The following is a 16,435-nucleotide window of genomic DNA, read 5'->3' on the forward strand; positions in this document are numbered from 1 at the left end:
CAAGAAAAAATGTGGCAGGGAATAGTCTTGGGCAACAACTTTACGGAAAACCCGATCGTTCGGCGGCGATCGGTTTTGGTAGCGCTACTCGCAGCAACGGCGCTCAAACCCACATTAGCGGAAGCGACGATGGATCCGTATGAGCGGATCAGTCGAGACGCCAAGGCGCTGGCGGCGTCAATGGCGGCACTGCACGGCGGGGAGTGGCAGGTTTGTGTGAACCATGATGCTGAGTTCGCGCTGATTCGCCCCGGCCGCGCTTCTACCTGAGACTGGCGACAAGTATCTCACGCACTCTTTCGCGGTCTTTGCCTTCGAGCTTCTCGGCTTGATTGAAGAGCGGCCAAAAACTGTTATTTGCTTTTGGGTTCACGGCTATGAGTTGTGCCGGCGTGGATTTATAGATTTCCGCTGCGGCCTCAAGAATGCGCTGAGAATAGGGGCTCTTCGCCCCTTCGATCTTCGACAGGAGCGTGCGCGAGACCTGGAGACGCGCCGCTGCGGTCTCTTGATCGAGGCCGGCAACTTCCCGCCATTCCTTGAGGAACGTCCGGTCGAGCTGGCGTAGGGGTTTCTTTACGGGAGCCATATTCACATTTTCGCATTGGGCTGCGCGTGGGTCCATGCAATGTCATTCACAGTGTGCTTGACATTCACGTTCATGACATTCACATTCCGCGTCAACATGACCAAGTTGGCCGAACATCTCATCCAAACGGATACTACGGACGCCGCTCTCGCGGCCAAGGTCGGCTGCGACCGCTCGATGATCACAAAAATTCGCGCCGGCAAGGCGGCGCCGTCGCTGCGGTTGGCTGCGGCGATAGCTCGCGAGACTGGCGTTTCCATCGAATCGCTGCTCCCGTCCGACAATTTTCCAGAGGCTGCCGAATGAGCGCCGCTCCCTTCACCGGACGGCTTGTGCCGCGCTTCCCATCCTGCCCACCTCCTCCCGGGCAGACCGCTGCCGCCACGGATGTAACTCCTCCCGCATCCGTGGCGGCTCTTTCTTCTACCTGCCTGGACCCCACTCACGGGCAGGATGATGCCGCGCCGGGATTCGGTCACATGTCTGCCGGCGCGGCTTTTTCCATCCAGCTGTCTCCGGCCGTGGCGCTGATCCTGCGCCTGGTCGAGACGGCACGGCCAGACCTTGAGCGCGATGAGATCATTTCGCGCGCGATCGGCATCTATGCCCAGCAGCTCGGCATTCCGGCGCTGGCGCGTGACCTTCCAGACCTTCCCGAATTCGAGCGCGACGCGCCCAACCGGTTCAGGAGCGGCGGACCATGAGTATGTGCCTGGCATGCGGGCCTCCGTGAAGAATTTCACGACCGCACTTTGAGTCCATCCACCGCGTTCCCGCCACGGGAAACGACGCCGGGCTTTCCCGGCGTGGGAATTCTTTTGTCCGAAGGATTTTTACGATGTCCGACACGATGCCGAGCGCCTGGTTCTACCGCCTCAAGGCTGCGCAGCGCGACCTGATCGCGCGGGCCGGCGGCATCGAAAGGGCGGCGGAGGTTGCCTCCGTCTCGAAAAGCCAGATGGGCCGGTTCAACAATGCCGGCGACCCGGAGCTTATGCCGATCACCGTCGTGCTGATGCTCGAGGCGGAATGCGCCTCGCCGCTGGTCACGGGCGTGATGGCCGAACTCAACGGCAGGCGGCTTGCCGATCCGGGTGATACGGCGGAAGCCGCGAACGCCTGCATCATGCAGAGCCACGCCGAGGTCGTGGTGCAGGCGGGCGAGCTGATGGCCAAGGGGGCGCAAGCATTTTCCGATGGCAGGCTGACGTCGACCGAAGCCGCTGGGATCGACCGCGCCGCCGCCGCCCTTGAGCGCTCCGTTTCCGATCTGCGCAAGGCGACGGCCGGTGCGCGCGGCGGCGAGGGGCTTTCGCTGGTGCATGGGGGCGCGAAGTAATGCTCGGCGCAATCGCAGGTTCGCACGAACGGCCGGAAACCTTCCTTCGCTATTCGGTGAAGTGCGACCGCGTGATGGCGAGCCGCATCGAGACGGCGGCCAAGAAAGCCGGCTTGAGCGTCAACGCCTTCGTGCAACAGCACTTCGACGCCATCCTTGATCCAAAGGCGAGCCCGCAAGGTCAGGGTGAGGGCGGTGCGGTAGCTTTCAGCAGCAAGGCCTTCAATCCGCTGGAATTCTCGCGGCGGTACAGGGTTTCGGTGCCCGCGGCGCGGGTGTGGGCAGCGCTTGCCGGGCATGTCGACGCTGATGGCCTTGCGCGTGTCTCGCTGCTGCAGCTGGGGCGCGACGCAGGGGTGGACGGCTCTTATCCGCAAAGGCTGATCGCCGCGCTGGTCGAGGCCGGCAGGGTCGAAATCGTCAAGAACCCGGTCCGGGGTCAACCCGGGACCTACCGCATCAAATGGGAGGCGTGAGCGATGTGGAATCCATTCCGCAGACGCGAGGATTTGGACGCGGCTTTCGCCGAACTGGACGAAGGTTTTGACGTCGAGATGGCAAAGCCTGCGCCGACGTTTGTCGAGGTCGAGCGCAGAAAATCCGACGAATTCCAGGATGAATTGCGCGGGCAAGCCATCAGGCTGGAAGGCCAGATCGAGGCGCTGCGCTCCGAACTTGCCGGCGTGATGAAGGTGCTGAAGGCGGAGGTCCTGCGCGCGCGGGAACTCGACACTGATGGCAGCTACTCGCCGGAGGCCGACAATCTCGGCTCGCATGCCGTAGCGATCGAGACCAAGCGCCAGCGCGGCGACAAGCATTTCATCAGGCCGGCCAAGGACGCCGCGCAAGCGCGTGAGGCGGCGGAATGATCCGGGCCGGACTGATCCTCGCCGCTCTGACGGCTCCCGCCTTCGCTCATGACGCGCTGCCCACGGCGGCGCAGCCGCAGGGCTGGCGCTATCCGTTCTCGTGCTGCAGCGGTTACGACTGCCGCGCCGTGCCGGCCGACTGGGTGAAGGAAAGCCCGGAAGGCTTTCGCATCGTCATGACCGGCGAGGTCGTCGGTTATTCCGACACGCGGCTGAAGCACTCGCCGGACGGCGACACGCACTGGTGCAGCGTCGCCGGTGCCAATGACGGCCGCACCATCTGCCTGTTCGTGCCGCCGAGGTCGTTCTGATGGCGTCGGCTATGTCACCGGCTCTGCGCGATGCGCTGAAATGGCTTGCCGAGCGCGGCGGCGACGGCGTGTTCGCCGACAGTTCGCACCAGGTGCTCTACGCCTGCGGCGACAAAGCACCATTCATGCGGTCGACCTGGAACAAGCTTAGCCAGCTCGGCCGCGTCGAATTCTACGGCAACCGGCGCTGCCGGGTCATCCCCTCCCAACCCGAAAGGACTGTTCCATGAGCCGCGTGCTCCGCACCTTCCGTGAAATGATCGGCCTCGTCAGCCGCGGCGATTTCTCGCGCCATCTCGACGAGAAGATGACCGAAGCGCTCGACGCGCTGGAGGCCTGCCCGGCCGACAAGTGCAAGGCCGAGATCACCGTGAAGGTGACGCTCGACTACGAGCTCGGCCGCATCGACATCAAGCCCGAGGTCAAGGTCAAGCTGCCCGACACGGCGAAGTTCGTGAAGACGCCGTTCTGGGTTGTCGACGGCCATCTCTCGGTCGAGCACCCGAGCCAGATCGACATGTTCGCCACGCGCGGTGTCAAGCCGCCGGTCGACGAAGACGAGGCCGAGACGGCCTGATTTTTCCCCAAAAGCTGAAAGGACATCGCCATGGGCGACCAGCCAAAAGTGCCTTTAGACGCGCATGCCATCGAACTCGTCACGTCGCTTGCCAATGCCGGCGCGACACCGGTCATACAGCCGATCGTAACCAAGGGGCTCGGCGCGGGTCTGCCCGATATAGTGCCGGTAGCATTCGACCGAACGGCGCAGGCGTTCAAGTCGGTCAAATCGCTCGTCGAAGAATTCCGGACAGCACCGCAGCGCCGCAAGGGAACCGCCAAAGCCGACACGCTGGACAGCTTCATCGCGCTGGTCGACCGGCATAAGGATGCGCAGTCGGCGCTGTTCGGTAAGACCAGCTGGCCTGATCCGAAGCTGACCTGCGTGCTGAACTACGATTCGGAAGGCGAGGAAGCGCGCTTCGGCGACCATCGCGTCATCTATTCCTTCCCGCTGACCGAAGAGTTCAAGGCTTGGGTGAACGGCAACGCCAAGCTGATGCCGCAAGACGCCTTTGCGGCCTTTCTGGAAGAGCATGCGGCGGAGCTCGCCGCGCCGAGCGAAGGCGAGGTCAGCGAATATGAGCGCCTGTTCAAGGAACGCTTCGCCACGCCTTCCGAGCTGATCGAGCTTTCGCGGCACCTCGAAGTGTTCGTCGCCGCCCGGGCAAAGCAGGGCATCCGGTTGCAGAGCGGCGAGCGCACGATCGAATTCGCCGAGGAGCATCAGAACGCCAAGGGCGAGAGCATTACGATTCCCGGCATCTTCATGGTTTCGGTGCCGGCCTTCGTCGATGGCGACGCCGTGCGGCTGCCGGCGCGGCTGCGCTACCGCATCGCTTCCGGCGACATCAAATGGTTCTACCAACTCTATCGCTGGGAGTTCTTCCTGCGCGAGCAGGTCGGCTACGACCTGAAGGAAGCGGCCGAAAAGACCGGCCTGACGGCATTCGAAGGCGCACCGGAAGCATGATCCGCAAGACCTCCGCCGCCGTCGCCGTCGTCGACCGCGATTCGCTCCCGGCGCTGATCCGCCAGGCGGCGGACGCACTGGCCGGCGCGCAGACGGCGGCGGAGGTTCTCGACGCCCGCGACAAGGCAACGCTCGCCTACGACGCGGCCAAGCGCGCCAGCCGCATGCAGCGTGCCAAGCGAGCGCATGACGACATCATCGCCGCCACGCACCGCGCCCAGGCCGACGCGCTGGAAATCGAGGCGGCGGCAAAGCGTAGGCTCGCCGATGAATATGACGGGGCGCAGTCGCGCGGCGAGGTGGCTTCGAAGGGTAAGCCTGTAAATGTTCCTGCCGGGAACAATAAGCCGACCGTCGAAGACATCGGCCTGACGCGCAAGGATGTGTTCGAGGCACGCCAGGTGCGCGATGCCATCGTTCGGGATCCGGGGATCGTCCGGGCGGCGCTCGACGAGCTGATATCCAGCGGCGACGAGCCGACGCGCACCGCTCTCAAGCGGGCGATCGCGCCGGTCGCCAAATCCATCCGCGCCGAAGAGCAGGCCGAAAAAAAGGAACGCCGCGGTGCGCGCGAGATCGAACTCGCCGCGAAACAGGCGGCCCTGCCGGCCAAGAAATACGGCGTGATCTATGCCGACCCTGAATGGAAGTTCGAGCCCTACAGCATCGAGACCGGCATGGACCGGGCGCCGGACAACCATTACCCGACCAGCGATCTGCTGACGCTGATGCAACGTGATGTCGGCGCCATCGCGGCTAAGGATTGCGTTCTGTTCCTGTGGGCGACCGCGCCGATGCTGGTCGAAGCGATCTGCCTGCTCGACGCGTGGGGCTTCGCCTGGATCGACCGTGACCCGACCACCGGCTTCCTGTCACCAAACAAGGCCCGCTGTCGCTATGTCAGCCATTGGGCGTGGCTGAAACAGAAGATCGCGCCCGGCTACTGGAACCGGGGCAAGCACGAGATCCTGCTGATCGCGACGCGCGGCAACCCGGTGGCGCCAGCAATGGGCGACCAGCTCGCCAGCTGGCAGGAAGACATGGCCGTCGAGGCGGATGCGACAGGACATTCGAAAAAGCCGGACGTGTTCGCCGAATGGATCGAAAAGCACTGGCCGAACACGCCGAAGATCGAGCTCAACGCGCGCCGCGGCCGGCCGGGCTGGGACGTGTGGGGGAATGAGGCAAGCACCGAATCCGAGCGGGGAGAGCCGCGAGAGGACAAGCCGCAATCGAGCGGAGAATGCCCCGAAGCCCCACCTGTTGGAGTAGCCCCCGCTGTCGCGGTCGACAGCGCAGCGGAGTCACAGGGAACAGCGGTAGCCAGTTCGTCGGTCACGGCCGACGAACTGGCCGAATACAAGGCGCTCGGCGCGATTGCCGCCGGCGTCACCGTCCAGGGCCCGCTCGTCGACAGCCTGAAAGAACGTGGCCTGATCTGGGCCGGCAGGGAACTGACCGTTGGCGGCGCGCAGCGCCTGGCGGAACTTGGGCGCATGGTCGAGGCGGCCAGTGATGGCGACGCGGTTCACGTCGCTCCGAAGAAGCGTGGCTTTGTCGAAGCGCTCGGCGATTGGGGCGAACTCAACCGGCTGAACGCGCGCGGAGATGATCTGAGCCCGGATGAGATCGCCCGGCGCGAAGCTCTTGCTCCGGTTGTCGCCGTCGATCTCGCGCCGCTCCCGGACGCCGACGAAGCTCCCGCGAAGAAGCGCGGCAGACCGCACAAGGCGGTGCCGGCATGAGCGCTCCGCTCTCTCACCCAATCGGCGACGATCCCTATCTCGACTTCCTGCGCGGCAAGATGCAGCTGGCCAAGTCGGATGGCTTCGACGTTGCACCGGGCGACATCAACCCGGCAGGCGCGCCGCACTGCCGGGCGATCGTGCGCTGGGCGATGAAGGGCGGCTCCAGAGCCATCTTCGCTTCGTTCGGCCTGCACAAGACCTTCATGCAGATCGAGCTGATGCGGCTGATCGGCCGCAACGTCGACGGACTGCGGCTGATCGTCATTCCGCTCGGCGTGCGCCACGAATTCTTTGCCGAAGCGCAAGAGCGGTTCACCGGCGACTGCGGCGTGAAGCTGAAGTTCATCCGCAGCGATGGCGAGATCGACGGCGAAGACGTCATCTACCTGACCAATTACGAGAGCGTGCTGGCCGGCAAAGTCGATGCGTCGCGCTTCGTAGCTGCCTCGCTCGACGAGGCGGCGGTGCTGCGCGGCTATGGCACGAAGACGTTCCAGACGTTCCTGCCGCTGTTCAAATCGGTGCGGTTCAAGTTCGTCGCCACGGCGACGCCGTCGCCCAACCGGACCAAGGAACTGATCCACTATGCCGGCTTCCTCGGCGTGATGGACACCGGCCAGGCGCTGACTCGCTTTTTCCAGCGCAATTCGGAGAAGGCCGGCGACCTGACGCTGTTCCCGCACAAGGAAGACGAATTCTGGCTGTGGGTGCATAGCTGGGCGGTCTTCCTGCAGACGCCTTCGGACCTCGGCTTTCCCGATGAAGGTTATGTGCTGCCGCCGGTGACGGTGAACTGGCACGAGGTGCCGATCGACCATTCGACGGCGGGCTACGACCGGGACGGGCAGGGCCTCTTGATCCGCAACACGGCGCTCGGCGTGACGCAGGCGAGCGCGGCCAAGCGCGATTCCTTGCCTGGCCGCATCGCCAGGATGAAGGAGCTGATCGCGGAAAATCCGGACGCGCACCGGGTGCTGTGGCACGACCTCGAGGACGAGCGCCGCGCGATCGAGGCGGCGGTGCCCGGCGTGCGCTCCATCTACGGGCAGCGGGGCCTCGAACTCAACGAGGCGAACGCAGTCGGCTTCAAGGAAGGCAAGTTCCGCGATCTCGCGACCAAGCCGGAAATGTCGGGCGCGGGCAATAATTTCCAGAAGCATTGCCACTGGGCGATCTTCGTCGGAGTCGGCTTCAAGTTCCACGACTTCATCCAGGCGGTGCATCGCATCGTCCGGTTCGGCCAGAGCCACGAATGCCGGATCGACATCATCTATTCCGAGGCCGAGCGCGAGGTGCGCCGCAACCTCGAAGGCAAATGGGCCGAGCATGAGCGGCTGATGGCGCGCATGGCCGAGATTATCCGCCGTTATGGGCTGGATGGCCTGCCGCTCGACGACGTGCTGTCGCGCTCGATTGGCGTCGCCCGTCGCGTCGAGACCGGCGAACACTTCCATATCGCCCACAACGATGCGGTGATGGAGGCGCGCGCCACGGCCGACGCCTCGATCGGCGAGATCATCACCTCGATCCCCTTCGCCAACCACTACGAATACACGGCGAGCTACAACGATTTCGGCCACACCGACGACAACGGCCATTTCTGGCGGCAGATGGATTTTCTGACGCCGGAGCTGCTCAGGATCCTGATGCCAGGCCGGCTGGCCTGCATCCACGTCAAGGACCGGGTTCTGTTCGGCAGCGTGACCGGCGAGGGCGTGCCGACCGTGTCGCCGTTCCATGCCGAGGCGATCTTCCACTACCTCAAGCACGGCTTTCAGTATGTCGGCATGATCACCATCGCCACCGACGTGGTGAAGGAAAACAACCAGACCTATCGGCTGACCTATTCGGAGATGATGAAGGACGCCACCAAGATGGGCGTCGGCTGTCCCGAATATGTCCTGCTATTCCGTCGGCCGCAGAGCGACCTTTCGCGTGGCTATGCCGATCATCCGGTGGTGCATGACAAGCCGCTGGTGATTGCCGCCGATGGCTCGCATCAGCGTTGGAGCGACGGCGACCGCCGCGCCCAAGTGCCCGACAGTGGCTACACGCTGGCGCGCTGGCAACTCGACGCGCACGCATTCTGGCCGTCCTCCGGCGACCGGCTAATGACGACTGACGAGCTTGTGAGGCTCGGGCCGAAGCCGCTGCGCGAGCTGTTTCAGAAATGCTCGGAAGAGGCGATCTACAGTTTCGAGCAGCATGTGCGGCTCGGCGAGGAACTGGCGGCGCGCGACGCGCTGTCCAAGACCTACATGACGCTGGACCCCCCTTCGAAGCATCCGGCGGTGTGGACCGACATCGTGCGCATGCTGACGCTGAACGGGCAGCAGGCGCACAAAAACCTCGAAAAGCATGTCTGCCCGCTGCAGTTCGACATCGTCGACCGGCTGATCGATCGCTACTCGAACAAGGGTGACGTGATCTACGACCCGTTCGGCGGGCTGATGACCGTGCCCTACCGCGCGATCCTGAAGGGCCGGCGCGGGCAGGCCTCCGAATTGTCCGAGACGTATTTTCGCGACGGGCTGCGCTACTGCCAGGAGGCCGAGGCGAAGATCGCCGTTCCGACCATGTTCGACATGCTCGGCATATCGGAACTGGAGGCGGCGGAATGAGCGCCGACCTTGCTGCGAAAAAGGCCATGACGCGGCTGCGCAAGGCGCTGGAGCGCCGCATCCGCATGGATGACCGCGCCGAGGAACTGGCGGTGCGGGAAGGGCGGCCGATCAGGGCTGGCACGCTCGCCGCCTACGACACTTCCGCGCTCGGGCGGAAGCTAAGGCCAATGCTGGAATATGACGGTCGCGGCTGGCGCGCGCTCGCCGCCGAGATCGGCGTCACCTCGCCCGACCTGTCGCGCGTCATGGCCGGGCAGGACATTTCGGCGGCCAAGGTGTTCGCCATCTGCGACTGGGCAGGGCTCGACGCGCGGAAATTCTACCGCGCCCCGCTTGGTGCGCCTCCGCCGCGTAAGCGCCCGCGACGGGCGCTGAAGGCGAAAAGGTTTCACGGGAAAAGCACTGAAACAGTAGGCGGCAAAAAATGCTCGCAAGGCTGATCCGCGCGGCTGCGCCGCGTCTTATCGCGCTTTCGGAAAAGCGTCCGCCCGATGTGATGATCGGCGGCGCAGTCGATACCTACATGCGGCGCTGGTGGCTGATTCCGCGCAACCGCGTGTTCAACATCTACCTGCACCACTTCATGCGCTCCGACGATGACCGGGCGCTGCACGATCATCCATGGTGGAACCTCTCCATCCTGCTGCGCGGCCGCTATGTCGAGCACACGATCGAGGCCGGCGGCGTAAATGTCCGCACCGAACGCCGGGCGGGAGAATTCAAGTTCCGCAGCGCTTCATCGGCGCACCGCATCGAGCTGGTCGACGGGCCGTGCTGGACGCTGTTCCTGACCGGCCCGACGCTGCGCTCATGGGGCTTTCACTGCCCGCGCGGTTGGGTGCATTGGCGCGACTTCACCAATCCGACTGACGGCGGAAGCACGATCGGGCGCGGATGCGGAGAGAGCGAAGGTGGGGCGCCATGACAGCGCAGATCGACCCACGCGTGCTCAAGCTCGCCGAGCGCCTCGATCACCTCGTCGCCGAGGAGGCGCGGTTGATGCAGGCGCGCGCCGCACACATCGCCAAGGCGGAGCGGGCGGACAGCGATATCATGGACGCCTGCCGGGCCGTCGGTGAAGCGAGCGACGCCATCGCGCAAGCAAAATTTGCCGGGGCTTCTGAACTGACGGCAAGGCGGAAGTTGGAACGGGCGGCGGCGCAGCTCGCCAAGGTGATGCGCAAGCATGGGAGGGGTCCGCGGTGAAAGAAGCCGCGCGCCTCGCCCGCATACGCGACCAGGTCGACGCGATCGCGCCAGGCGACTGGGCACGCGTGAACGATGCCGAAGGCGCGCTCGTCGAGGCGCGGACGGCGCGCGGCATGCTGTTGCCGATCGCGCGCTTCGACCCCGGCGCGACCGAAGACGAGATCGCCTTCATCGTCGATGCGCCTAGCTCGGTGCGGTTCTTGCTGGGCCTAGTCGACCGAGCTATCGCCAAGACCAAGGCGCTGCAGCCAGACCGGCAGGGACAGCCGCCGGCGGGGCCAGTGGCCGACGTGCGCGCCAACTATGCCGCCGAAGCTTCGATGAAATGTTCTGAGCCGGCCTTCCTGTGCTTCCTCGAGGATCGGCACGGGCTGGAACGTCCGCTGACGCAGGACCGCGCGATCGGAAAGCTCCGCTCGCTGCTCGGCATCTCCAGCCGCAAGGAACTCAACATGGACGATCAGGCGGCTGCGCGCTGGAAGGCGATGCGCGGCGATTTCGAGAACTGGAAGAGGACGGGTTCATGAGGGGCATCCGTTCGGTATGGTCCGGCTTTTCCAACGGAGGAGCGAATTGATGGACACGATTACAGCCGGACAGTGGGTCTACGCGAATCGGCACGAAGGCATTTGCATCGGCGCCCCGGCGAAATCAGGGGAATGGTACCGCTCGTTTACGGTGGGGTTCTTTGACCGGCTGTTCGATGTGGATGGCTGGCAAACCATCGCCACCATCGCGGCGCGGCACATCGGGGCACCAACAGACGACGTTCTCTATAATCTTGAACGGGCACGCTGGGCGATCGAACTGGACATCGTGCGGGACTGGTGGGGCGGTGCCAGAGGCCCGCTTGTCGGGTTCGACTACGTGTCGATCGAACAGCTTCAGGATGTCCAGAATCAGGAAGATATCAGGCACGCCGGCCGAGCGGCCAAAAAGCTCCATACGAAAAAACGCCGTTCTCAGTTCGCCTCGGTCAGGAGTGACCTGATTCTCGCGCTTCTCGATTCCGGTGTGCCCTACGTCTGCGCGCACCCGGCGTGCGACATTTCCGTCAACCTCACCATTGACCACCGAAAGGCGTTGTCGCGCGGCGGCAGCGACGATCTGGACAACCTCCAGTTCATGTGCGTGGGCCACAACAGCCAGAAACGAGACGGGCCTTGAGCGAAGAAACTACGATACGGCGCGGAGCGCGAAACGCCCGCTATACGACCGTGCCGAACCACGTTTTCGAGGACGTGCGCCTCTCCATGGAGGCGCGCTGGCTGCTCGGATACCTGCTGTCCAAGCCAGACAACTGGACCGTGCGCATGGGCGACATTCGCAAGAAAGGAGCCTGCGGACGCGACAAGGCGCGCGCCATGGTCTCCGAGCTCGTTGACGCCGGCTACATGGAGCGCGAGGACGCTCGGAAATCCGGGAAATTCAACGGTTTGGCGCTCGTCATCTTCGATGAACCGCAGGGCGAACGGCAGCCCGAAACCGAAAGTGTGACATCTTTGCCGCAGACTGAAAAACCGGCGACGGTTGAACCGGCGACGGCAAATCCGCCCCTAGTAAAGACTGAAGCTTTAGCAATCCCTGAGGATAGGATTGAGAGAGAGCGCGAGCGCGAGCCGGAAGAAAATCCGAAAACGATCGAGGCGCGGGGCTGGGCCTTGCTGAAGGACTGGCCGGGCTTCGCAGGTATGCCCAAGGAACCGGCCATGAAGGTCTGGCGGCAGATGACGCCCGAGGACCGCGAGAAGGCCGAAAGGCGCTTCCCCGGCTGGCTGGCGCTACTCAAGGCCCAGAAGAAATCCCATGTTCCGGCGCCGTCGACCTATTTCGGCCAAAAGCTGTTCGACGAAGTTCCCGATCCCCAGGCAGCGGCCAAGCCGCTGTTCGTCGAGGCGGCTCCATTCGGGCCGCTGTGGATGGCGGCGCGGCTGAAGCAGCTCGTCGCAGGGCCGCAGGTGGATCGGCGCAAGCTCACTTCGTTCGAGGAGCAGCTCGTCGCAGACGGCAGGGCGGAAGCGGAGAGCCTCTACCGCGAAAAGCAGGTGAGGGGCGGCTGGCCGGCCGTCAACGCCATGCACGACCGGGCTTCGATGCGGCAGGGCGTGACGGTGGCTACGGCGCTGGAGCCTCTGGCTGGGATGATGGAGGCGGTGCCGGTCGACTCCGAGGCCTTCGAGGCGTGGAAGCTGGAGCATGCGCTGCGCGGCTGGCCATGGCTGCCGGATCCGGGGCGTCAGCCCGTGGTCTACTTCCCGGCTGGCGGACCGGGAGCGTTGAGCGAATTCGATGCGGCGGTGCGAGGGAACACAGATGATGGCGGTAACCGGCAAGCGGCTGAGTGAGAGCGAACGCGTCTGGCTCGACCGCAAGGGCGATCCGATCAACATCGATCGCGCCTGGCAGAAGAGCGACCTGCGAATCGCACTGTCGCGAAAGGAGCAGGCGATGCTCGCGGCGGCGGGCATGGATGGCCCTGACGCGCGCTGGTACGTGCTTCGTGTGGAAGGCGGTTGCGACAAAGCTGTGGATAAGGCGCTCGACGAAGCCAATGTCGAAAGGTGGATGGCGGTCAAATCGGTGCTTCCGCCACGCCGCAGCGGTCGCAAAAAGCAGCGCCTCGATCCGGTTCTTACGCCTGCACTGCCAGGTTATATCTTCGTTCGCGTGGTGGATTGCGACGCCTGCTGGGCCGGTCTTGCGACGATCAAGGGCTATGCTGGCGTTATCGGCGGAGCGTCCTGTCCTTCGCCTGTGTCGGCCGACGAAATCCTTAAGTTGCAAGCCTTTATCGAGAAGGACCCGAAGGCTATCGAGATCCTGACGAACGCGCTCAAGGCCGGTGACAAGGTGTCGATCGACGACGGCCCATTCAGGCATTTCAAGGCGCTCGTGCTGCTGGTCGGAGAGAACGACCGGATCAGGGTTGAGACGCACCTGTTCGGACGGGCTTGCACCGTAGACCTCGAACTTGCGCAAGTTACGAAACTGGATTAGCGAATCTCACCCAGGACGAGCCGACAGAGTCGCACCCAGCCAGAGGCTGAGGGGAGCGCCAGCGGCCCCGGGTGAGGCAGACAGCCTCACCGTGATGGTCTCCTATGAAGAACAGCCTATTCACCGACTTGACCGTGTATCGCTACGGTCGTGTGTGGGAATAGCGCAATAGCCTTCGGTTGAACGACGCGGCCCGGATGGTGTGTCACGTCGCGCGTTATCAATCGGCCACGCCCTAGCGCTTCAGCCAGTTCATCAAGCGTTCTTTCATCGTCGATAGTGATCGACTGCAATGGTCCGTTCGGTGACGTTGTGAAGACGCGATACTGAGGCATGTGTGTTCCCCTCCTTGGTTGCGACGGGCAGCAAATCACCAACCAGTGGACAGGGCAAGGATGAGCAGCAACGCAGCGCCCTGGCGGCGCTGGTACAAGACCGCACGCTGGGAGAAGCTGCGACAGCGCATCCTGGTGCGTGACATGTACACGTGCCGGAAGACTGGCGTGCTGCTGGTTGGCAAGCACCCCGCACCGAACAGCCCGGTGATCCATCACGACAATGAACATCGCGGTGACGAAGCGTTGTTCTGGGATGAGGACAACCTCATGGCCGTGTCGAAGGAATGGCACGACAGCGAGGCCCAGAAGGCAGAGCAGGCGAGCCTTCAGCAGCGTGGCGTCTGGTACTGATCACAAGTCAGAGGAGCGTTCCTTTGGATAGCGTAGCCGCCGACGATGCGTCCGAGCGCGCCGATGATGCCTATGACCGAGGGATGGCAGTATTCGATAGGCTGATGGCGTCCAGTGATGCGGCAGAGGTACGCAGGTTGAGAGACCTGCATAACCAAATCCTTGCAGAGCACGTCATGGCCTTCCGTGACTATCAGGTCGCACTAGAGCGTACGCGTATCCACTGACACCCCGGACCAGTTGGGGGGGGCGGGTCGAAAGTCCAGGACCCCTCTCGGCCCCGGACCCGCGTCCCCCTCATTCGCAGGTTTTTTTTCAGTGAGTGACAAATTTCCGACCGGCATCGACCTGTTCGGCGACCCGATCCCTGCCAACTGGGGGATGCGCGGTCGGCCGGAGCACGTGCCGTCCAGCCAAAACCGCAACAAAGTCAGCATGTTGCTGGCGCTGGGCTGGAGCAACAAGCGCATCGCGGCGTCGCTGTTCATCACGATGCCGACGCTGCGCAAGCATTATTTTTCCGAGCTGCGCTATCGGGCGGTTGCCCGCGATCGGCTCGACGCGGCCGTAGCGATGAAACTTTGGGACGGCGTCCAGGACGGGAATGTCGGCGCGATCCGCGAGTTCCGGAAGATGCTCGAGCGGAACGACCTGATGCTGTATGGTCAGACTTCCCGAACCGCGGACGGGCATGCGGGCGCAACCACCAAGCCGGCCAAAGTCCTGAAGCTCGGCAAGAAAGACGCCGAGCGCCAGGCGGCGCATGAGCCAGATCCCGGCACGCCGCTGGGCGAGCTGATGGCGCGCCGGCAGGGCCAGCAGATCAACTGATCCATGTGGGATCTGAGCTGCCTCGACTGGCAGGACCGAATCCGCGAGGGGCGTTCGCTGCTCCCGGAGATGCCGCTCCTGGAGGAAGAGGCCCGAATGGGCCTCCAATTCTTCGACGAGCTGCAGCTGCCCGACGTGCCCGGCACGCCGAAGATGAGGCATGCGGCCGGTCAGTGGTTCCGCGACATTGTGCGGGCGTCGTTCGGATCGTGGGACCCGGTAAACCGGGTGCGTCATATCCGCGACATCTTCGCAATGGTGCCGAAGGGATCGTCGAAGACAAGCTACAGCGCCGGCCTCGGCGTCACGGCGATGCTGATGAACCAGCGCCCGCGAGCCGAGGCGCTGCTAATTGGCCCGACACAGGCGGTTTCCGACCGCGCCTATGAGCAGGCTGTCGGCATGATCGAGGAATCGGCGGACCTGAAGCGGCGCTTCCGGCCGCGCGACCACATCAAGACGATCGAGGATCTGCTCAACAAGTCCGAGCTGAAGGTAAAAACCTTCGACGTGAACATCCTGACCGGGTCGATCCTGTTCTTCGCCCTGCTCGACGAGATCCATCTTCTCGGCCGTAGCCCGCACACGACGAAGGTGTTGCGCCAGATTCGCGGTGGGCTGGAGAAGACGCCCGAAGGCCTGCTGCTGATCACGACGACGCAGAGCGACGAGATCCCGACCGGCGCGTTCAAGGATGAACTGCGCTACGCCAGAAAAATCCGTGACGGCGAGTTCCGCGGCAAGACAATCCGGCCGATGCTGCCGATCCTGTACGAGTTTCCATCGGAGATCGCGTCGGATCCGGAGCAATGGCAGGATCCTGAGAACTGGCCGATGGTCATGCCGAACCTCGGCAAGTCGATCCATCTGGAAAGCCTCTATGCCGACTGGCTCTCAGAGCGGACCAAGGGCGACCATGCAATCCGCGTGTGGGCAAGCCAGCATCTCAACATCGAGATCGGCGTTGGCACGCCGGATGATGGCTGGCGCGGCGCCGACTACTGGGGGCTGCGGGCCGATCCGACGCTGACGCTCGACGAGCTGATCCGGCGCAGCGAAGTTGCGACGGTCGGCATAGATGGCGGTGGCCTCGACGATCTGCTTGGGCTTTCGGTCATCGGGCGCGAGAAAGAGACACGGCGCTGGCTGATCTGGAACCATGCCTTTGCGCATCCGGTAGTGCTTGAGCGGCGCAAGGACATCGCCTCGACGCTCAAGGGCTTCGAGGAGGAACGGTCTCTTACGTTCTGCGAAGTGCCGGATGATGTAGTTGCGCTCGTCGATATCATCGTCCGCCTCCAGGAAGCGGGCCTGTTGCCTGCGAAGAACGCGATCGGGCTCGACCCGAACAACATCGCCACGATCATCGAGGAACTGGCCGGCAGTGGCGTGCCCGACGAGATGCTCTACCGGCTACGCCAGGGCGCTGCTCTCTCCCCGGCGCTATGGGGCCTGGAGCGGAAACTGAGCGACGGGACCGCAGTCCATTCGGGGCTCGACCTTATGAACTGGGTGGTCGGCAACGCCAAGGTCGAGGTCAAGGGGAACGGCAACATGATCACCAAGCAGATTTCCGGCCGGGCGAAAATCGATCCGCTGATCGCGACGTTCTGCGCGGCAATCCTGATGAGCTGGAACCCCGAAGCAGTGGGGCCGTCCGTCTACAGCTCCCGCGGCATCCTCGTCCTTTGAAGGTAA

At 63.9% G+C, this 16,435-nt stretch carries 23 protein-coding genes; 22 read left to right on the plus strand and 1 reads right to left on the minus strand.

The genetic code is table 11. From position 1 onward, the window contains the following. Window positions 1-27: 27 nt before the first annotated feature. Window positions 28-270 carry a hypothetical protein gene (locus ABVK50_RS11980; protein ID WP_353641354.1) on the plus strand — a complete coding sequence of 81 codons (243 nt, stop codon included), beginning with the start codon at window positions 28-30 and terminating at the stop codon, window positions 268-270. Here the strand turns inward: ABVK50_RS11980 and ABVK50_RS11985 are convergent. Continuing rightward, complete coding sequence (locus ABVK50_RS11985) at window positions 263-625, minus strand: helix-turn-helix transcriptional regulator (RefSeq protein ID WP_353641353.1); 363 nt, start codon at window positions 623-625, stop codon at window positions 263-265. The two genes, ABVK50_RS11980 and ABVK50_RS11985, sit on opposite strands and share 8 nt — an antisense overlap. Before the next feature lie 36 nt (window positions 626-661). Here ABVK50_RS11985 and ABVK50_RS11990 point away from each other — a divergent pair, with 36 nt between their 5' ends. The 21 genes from ABVK50_RS11990 (at window position 662) to ABVK50_RS12090 (ending at window position 16,429) form a co-directional block, all read left to right on the plus strand. Beyond that, on the plus strand, window positions 662-895 hold the full coding sequence (locus tag ABVK50_RS11990; RefSeq protein ID WP_353641352.1) for a helix-turn-helix transcriptional regulator: 234 nt from the start codon (window positions 662-664) through the stop codon (window positions 893-895). Between the two features lie 173 nt (window positions 896-1,068). Continuing rightward, a complete protein-coding gene (locus ABVK50_RS11995; RefSeq protein WP_353641351.1) occupies window positions 1,069-1,293 on the plus strand; it encodes a hypothetical protein in 225 nt (74 codons plus the stop codon). Window positions 1,294-1,427: 134 nt separating this feature from the next. Continuing rightward, a complete protein-coding gene (locus ABVK50_RS12000; RefSeq protein ID WP_353641350.1) occupies window positions 1,428-1,928 on the plus strand; it encodes a hypothetical protein in 501 nt (166 codons plus the stop codon). Next, window positions 1,928-2,404 carry a hypothetical protein gene (locus tag ABVK50_RS12005; protein WP_353641349.1) on the plus strand — a complete coding sequence of 159 codons (477 nt, stop codon included), beginning with the start codon at window positions 1,928-1,930 and terminating at the stop codon, window positions 2,402-2,404. The genes ABVK50_RS12000 and ABVK50_RS12005 overlap by 1 nt, the downstream gene beginning before the upstream one ends. A 3-nt stretch (window positions 2,405-2,407) precedes the next feature. Next, window positions 2,408-2,797, plus strand: coding sequence for a hypothetical protein (locus tag ABVK50_RS12010; protein WP_353641348.1), 390 nt, complete (start codon window positions 2,408-2,410; stop codon window positions 2,795-2,797). Further along, window positions 2,794-3,108, plus strand: a complete 315-nt coding sequence (locus ABVK50_RS12015; protein WP_353641347.1) for a hypothetical protein — start codon at window positions 2,794-2,796, stop codon at window positions 3,106-3,108. The genes ABVK50_RS12010 and ABVK50_RS12015 overlap by 4 nt, the downstream gene beginning before the upstream one ends. Then, a complete protein-coding gene (locus ABVK50_RS12020) occupies window positions 3,108-3,338 on the plus strand; it encodes a hypothetical protein (protein ID WP_353641346.1) in 231 nt (76 codons plus the stop codon). The genes ABVK50_RS12015 and ABVK50_RS12020 overlap by 1 nt, the downstream gene beginning before the upstream one ends. Next, complete coding sequence (locus ABVK50_RS12025; protein ID WP_353641345.1) at window positions 3,335-3,685, plus strand: hypothetical protein; 351 nt, start codon at window positions 3,335-3,337, stop codon at window positions 3,683-3,685. Before ABVK50_RS12020 ends, ABVK50_RS12025 begins: the two co-directional genes overlap by 4 nt. A gap of 30 nt (window positions 3,686-3,715) precedes the next feature. Further along, a complete protein-coding gene (locus ABVK50_RS12030; RefSeq protein ID WP_353641344.1) occupies window positions 3,716-4,639 on the plus strand; it encodes a DUF2303 family protein in 924 nt (307 codons plus the stop codon). Continuing rightward, on the plus strand, window positions 4,636-6,384 hold the full coding sequence (locus ABVK50_RS12035) for an MT-A70 family methyltransferase (protein WP_353641343.1): 1,749 nt from the start codon (window positions 4,636-4,638) through the stop codon (window positions 6,382-6,384). Before ABVK50_RS12030 ends, ABVK50_RS12035 begins: the two co-directional genes overlap by 4 nt. After that, window positions 6,381-9,008, plus strand: a complete 2,628-nt coding sequence (locus tag ABVK50_RS12040) for a DNA methyltransferase (protein ID WP_353641342.1) — start codon at window positions 6,381-6,383, stop codon at window positions 9,006-9,008. The genes ABVK50_RS12035 and ABVK50_RS12040 overlap by 4 nt, the downstream gene beginning before the upstream one ends. Then, entirely contained in the window at window positions 9,005-9,451 is a 447-nt protein-coding gene (locus tag ABVK50_RS12045) for a hypothetical protein (RefSeq protein ID WP_353641341.1), read from the plus strand. The genes ABVK50_RS12040 and ABVK50_RS12045 overlap by 4 nt, the downstream gene beginning before the upstream one ends. Beyond that, entirely contained in the window at window positions 9,436-9,936 is a 501-nt protein-coding gene (locus tag ABVK50_RS12050) for a hypothetical protein (protein WP_353641340.1), read from the plus strand. The genes ABVK50_RS12045 and ABVK50_RS12050 overlap by 16 nt, the downstream gene beginning before the upstream one ends. Then, a complete protein-coding gene (locus ABVK50_RS12055; RefSeq protein ID WP_353641339.1) occupies window positions 9,933-10,217 on the plus strand; it encodes a hypothetical protein in 285 nt (94 codons plus the stop codon). Before ABVK50_RS12050 ends, ABVK50_RS12055 begins: the two co-directional genes overlap by 4 nt. Then, the gene (locus ABVK50_RS12060; protein ID WP_353641338.1) at window positions 10,214-10,747 is read left to right on the plus strand and encodes a hypothetical protein; all 534 of its coding nucleotides are present in this window, start codon (window positions 10,214-10,216) and stop codon (window positions 10,745-10,747) included. The genes ABVK50_RS12055 and ABVK50_RS12060 overlap by 4 nt, the downstream gene beginning before the upstream one ends. A 49-nt stretch (window positions 10,748-10,796) precedes the next feature. Continuing rightward, entirely contained in the window at window positions 10,797-11,387 is a 591-nt protein-coding gene (locus ABVK50_RS12065) for an HNH endonuclease signature motif containing protein (protein WP_353641337.1), read from the plus strand. Then, window positions 11,384-12,565, plus strand: coding sequence for a helix-turn-helix domain-containing protein (locus ABVK50_RS12070; RefSeq protein ID WP_353641336.1), 1,182 nt, complete (start codon window positions 11,384-11,386; stop codon window positions 12,563-12,565). Before ABVK50_RS12065 ends, ABVK50_RS12070 begins: the two co-directional genes overlap by 4 nt. Next, complete coding sequence (locus ABVK50_RS12075) at window positions 12,534-13,217, plus strand: transcription termination/antitermination protein NusG (protein ID WP_353641335.1); 684 nt, start codon at window positions 12,534-12,536, stop codon at window positions 13,215-13,217. The genes ABVK50_RS12070 and ABVK50_RS12075 overlap by 32 nt, the downstream gene beginning before the upstream one ends. Before the next feature lie 395 nt (window positions 13,218-13,612). Then, on the plus strand, window positions 13,613-13,906 hold the full coding sequence (locus ABVK50_RS12080; RefSeq protein ID WP_353641334.1) for an HNH endonuclease: 294 nt from the start codon (window positions 13,613-13,615) through the stop codon (window positions 13,904-13,906). A gap of 318 nt (window positions 13,907-14,224) precedes the next feature. Continuing rightward, window positions 14,225-14,737 (plus strand): hypothetical protein, encoded by a 513-nt coding sequence (locus ABVK50_RS12085; protein ID WP_353641333.1) that lies wholly within the window; start codon window positions 14,225-14,227, stop codon window positions 14,735-14,737. Window positions 14,738-14,740: 3 nt separating this feature from the next. Further along, window positions 14,741-16,429: a terminase TerL endonuclease subunit gene (locus tag ABVK50_RS12090; protein ID WP_353641332.1), complete on the plus strand. Its 1,689-nt coding sequence runs from the start codon at window positions 14,741-14,743 to the stop codon at window positions 16,427-16,429. The last annotated feature ends 6 nt before the right edge of the window (window positions 16,430-16,435 follow it).

This window comes from Mesorhizobium sp. WSM2240 (assembly GCF_040438645.1).
GTDB lineage: Bacteria > Pseudomonadota > Alphaproteobacteria > Rhizobiales > Rhizobiaceae > Allomesorhizobium.

Coding starts and splice junctions, on each gene's coding strand:
- ABVK50_RS12030 (WP_353641344.1), top strand. CDS start 3,716: ATGGGCGACCAGCCAAAAGTGCCTTTAGACGCGCATGCCATCGAACTC.
- ABVK50_RS11985 (WP_353641353.1), bottom strand. CDS start 625: ATGGACCCACGCGCAGCCCAATGCGAAAATGTGAATATGGCTCCCGTA.
- ABVK50_RS12065 (WP_353641337.1), top strand. CDS start 10,797: ATGGACACGATTACAGCCGGACAGTGGGTCTACGCGAATCGGCACGAA.
- ABVK50_RS12055 (WP_353641339.1), top strand. CDS start 9,933: ATGACAGCGCAGATCGACCCACGCGTGCTCAAGCTCGCCGAGCGCCTC.
- ABVK50_RS12005 (WP_353641349.1), top strand. CDS start 1,928: ATGCTCGGCGCAATCGCAGGTTCGCACGAACGGCCGGAAACCTTCCTT.
- ABVK50_RS12075 (WP_353641335.1), top strand. CDS start 12,534: ATGATGGCGGTAACCGGCAAGCGGCTGAGTGAGAGCGAACGCGTCTGG.
- ABVK50_RS12000 (WP_353641350.1), top strand. CDS start 1,428: ATGTCCGACACGATGCCGAGCGCCTGGTTCTACCGCCTCAAGGCTGCG.
- ABVK50_RS12050 (WP_353641340.1), top strand. CDS start 9,436: ATGCTCGCAAGGCTGATCCGCGCGGCTGCGCCGCGTCTTATCGCGCTT.
- ABVK50_RS12040 (WP_353641342.1), top strand. CDS start 6,381: ATGAGCGCTCCGCTCTCTCACCCAATCGGCGACGATCCCTATCTCGAC.
- ABVK50_RS11995 (WP_353641351.1), top strand. CDS start 1,069: ATGTCTGCCGGCGCGGCTTTTTCCATCCAGCTGTCTCCGGCCGTGGCG.
- ABVK50_RS12045 (WP_353641341.1), top strand. CDS start 9,005: ATGAGCGCCGACCTTGCTGCGAAAAAGGCCATGACGCGGCTGCGCAAG.
- ABVK50_RS12025 (WP_353641345.1), top strand. CDS start 3,335: ATGAGCCGCGTGCTCCGCACCTTCCGTGAAATGATCGGCCTCGTCAGC.
- ABVK50_RS12015 (WP_353641347.1), top strand. CDS start 2,794: ATGATCCGGGCCGGACTGATCCTCGCCGCTCTGACGGCTCCCGCCTTC.
- ABVK50_RS12010 (WP_353641348.1), top strand. CDS start 2,408: ATGTGGAATCCATTCCGCAGACGCGAGGATTTGGACGCGGCTTTCGCC.
- ABVK50_RS11990 (WP_353641352.1), top strand. CDS start 662: ATGACATTCACATTCCGCGTCAACATGACCAAGTTGGCCGAACATCTC.
- ABVK50_RS12035 (WP_353641343.1), top strand. CDS start 4,636: ATGATCCGCAAGACCTCCGCCGCCGTCGCCGTCGTCGACCGCGATTCG.
- ABVK50_RS12090 (WP_353641332.1), top strand. CDS start 14,741: ATGTGGGATCTGAGCTGCCTCGACTGGCAGGACCGAATCCGCGAGGGG.
- ABVK50_RS12020 (WP_353641346.1), top strand. CDS start 3,108: ATGGCGTCGGCTATGTCACCGGCTCTGCGCGATGCGCTGAAATGGCTT.
- ABVK50_RS12080 (WP_353641334.1), top strand. CDS start 13,613: ATGAGCAGCAACGCAGCGCCCTGGCGGCGCTGGTACAAGACCGCACGC.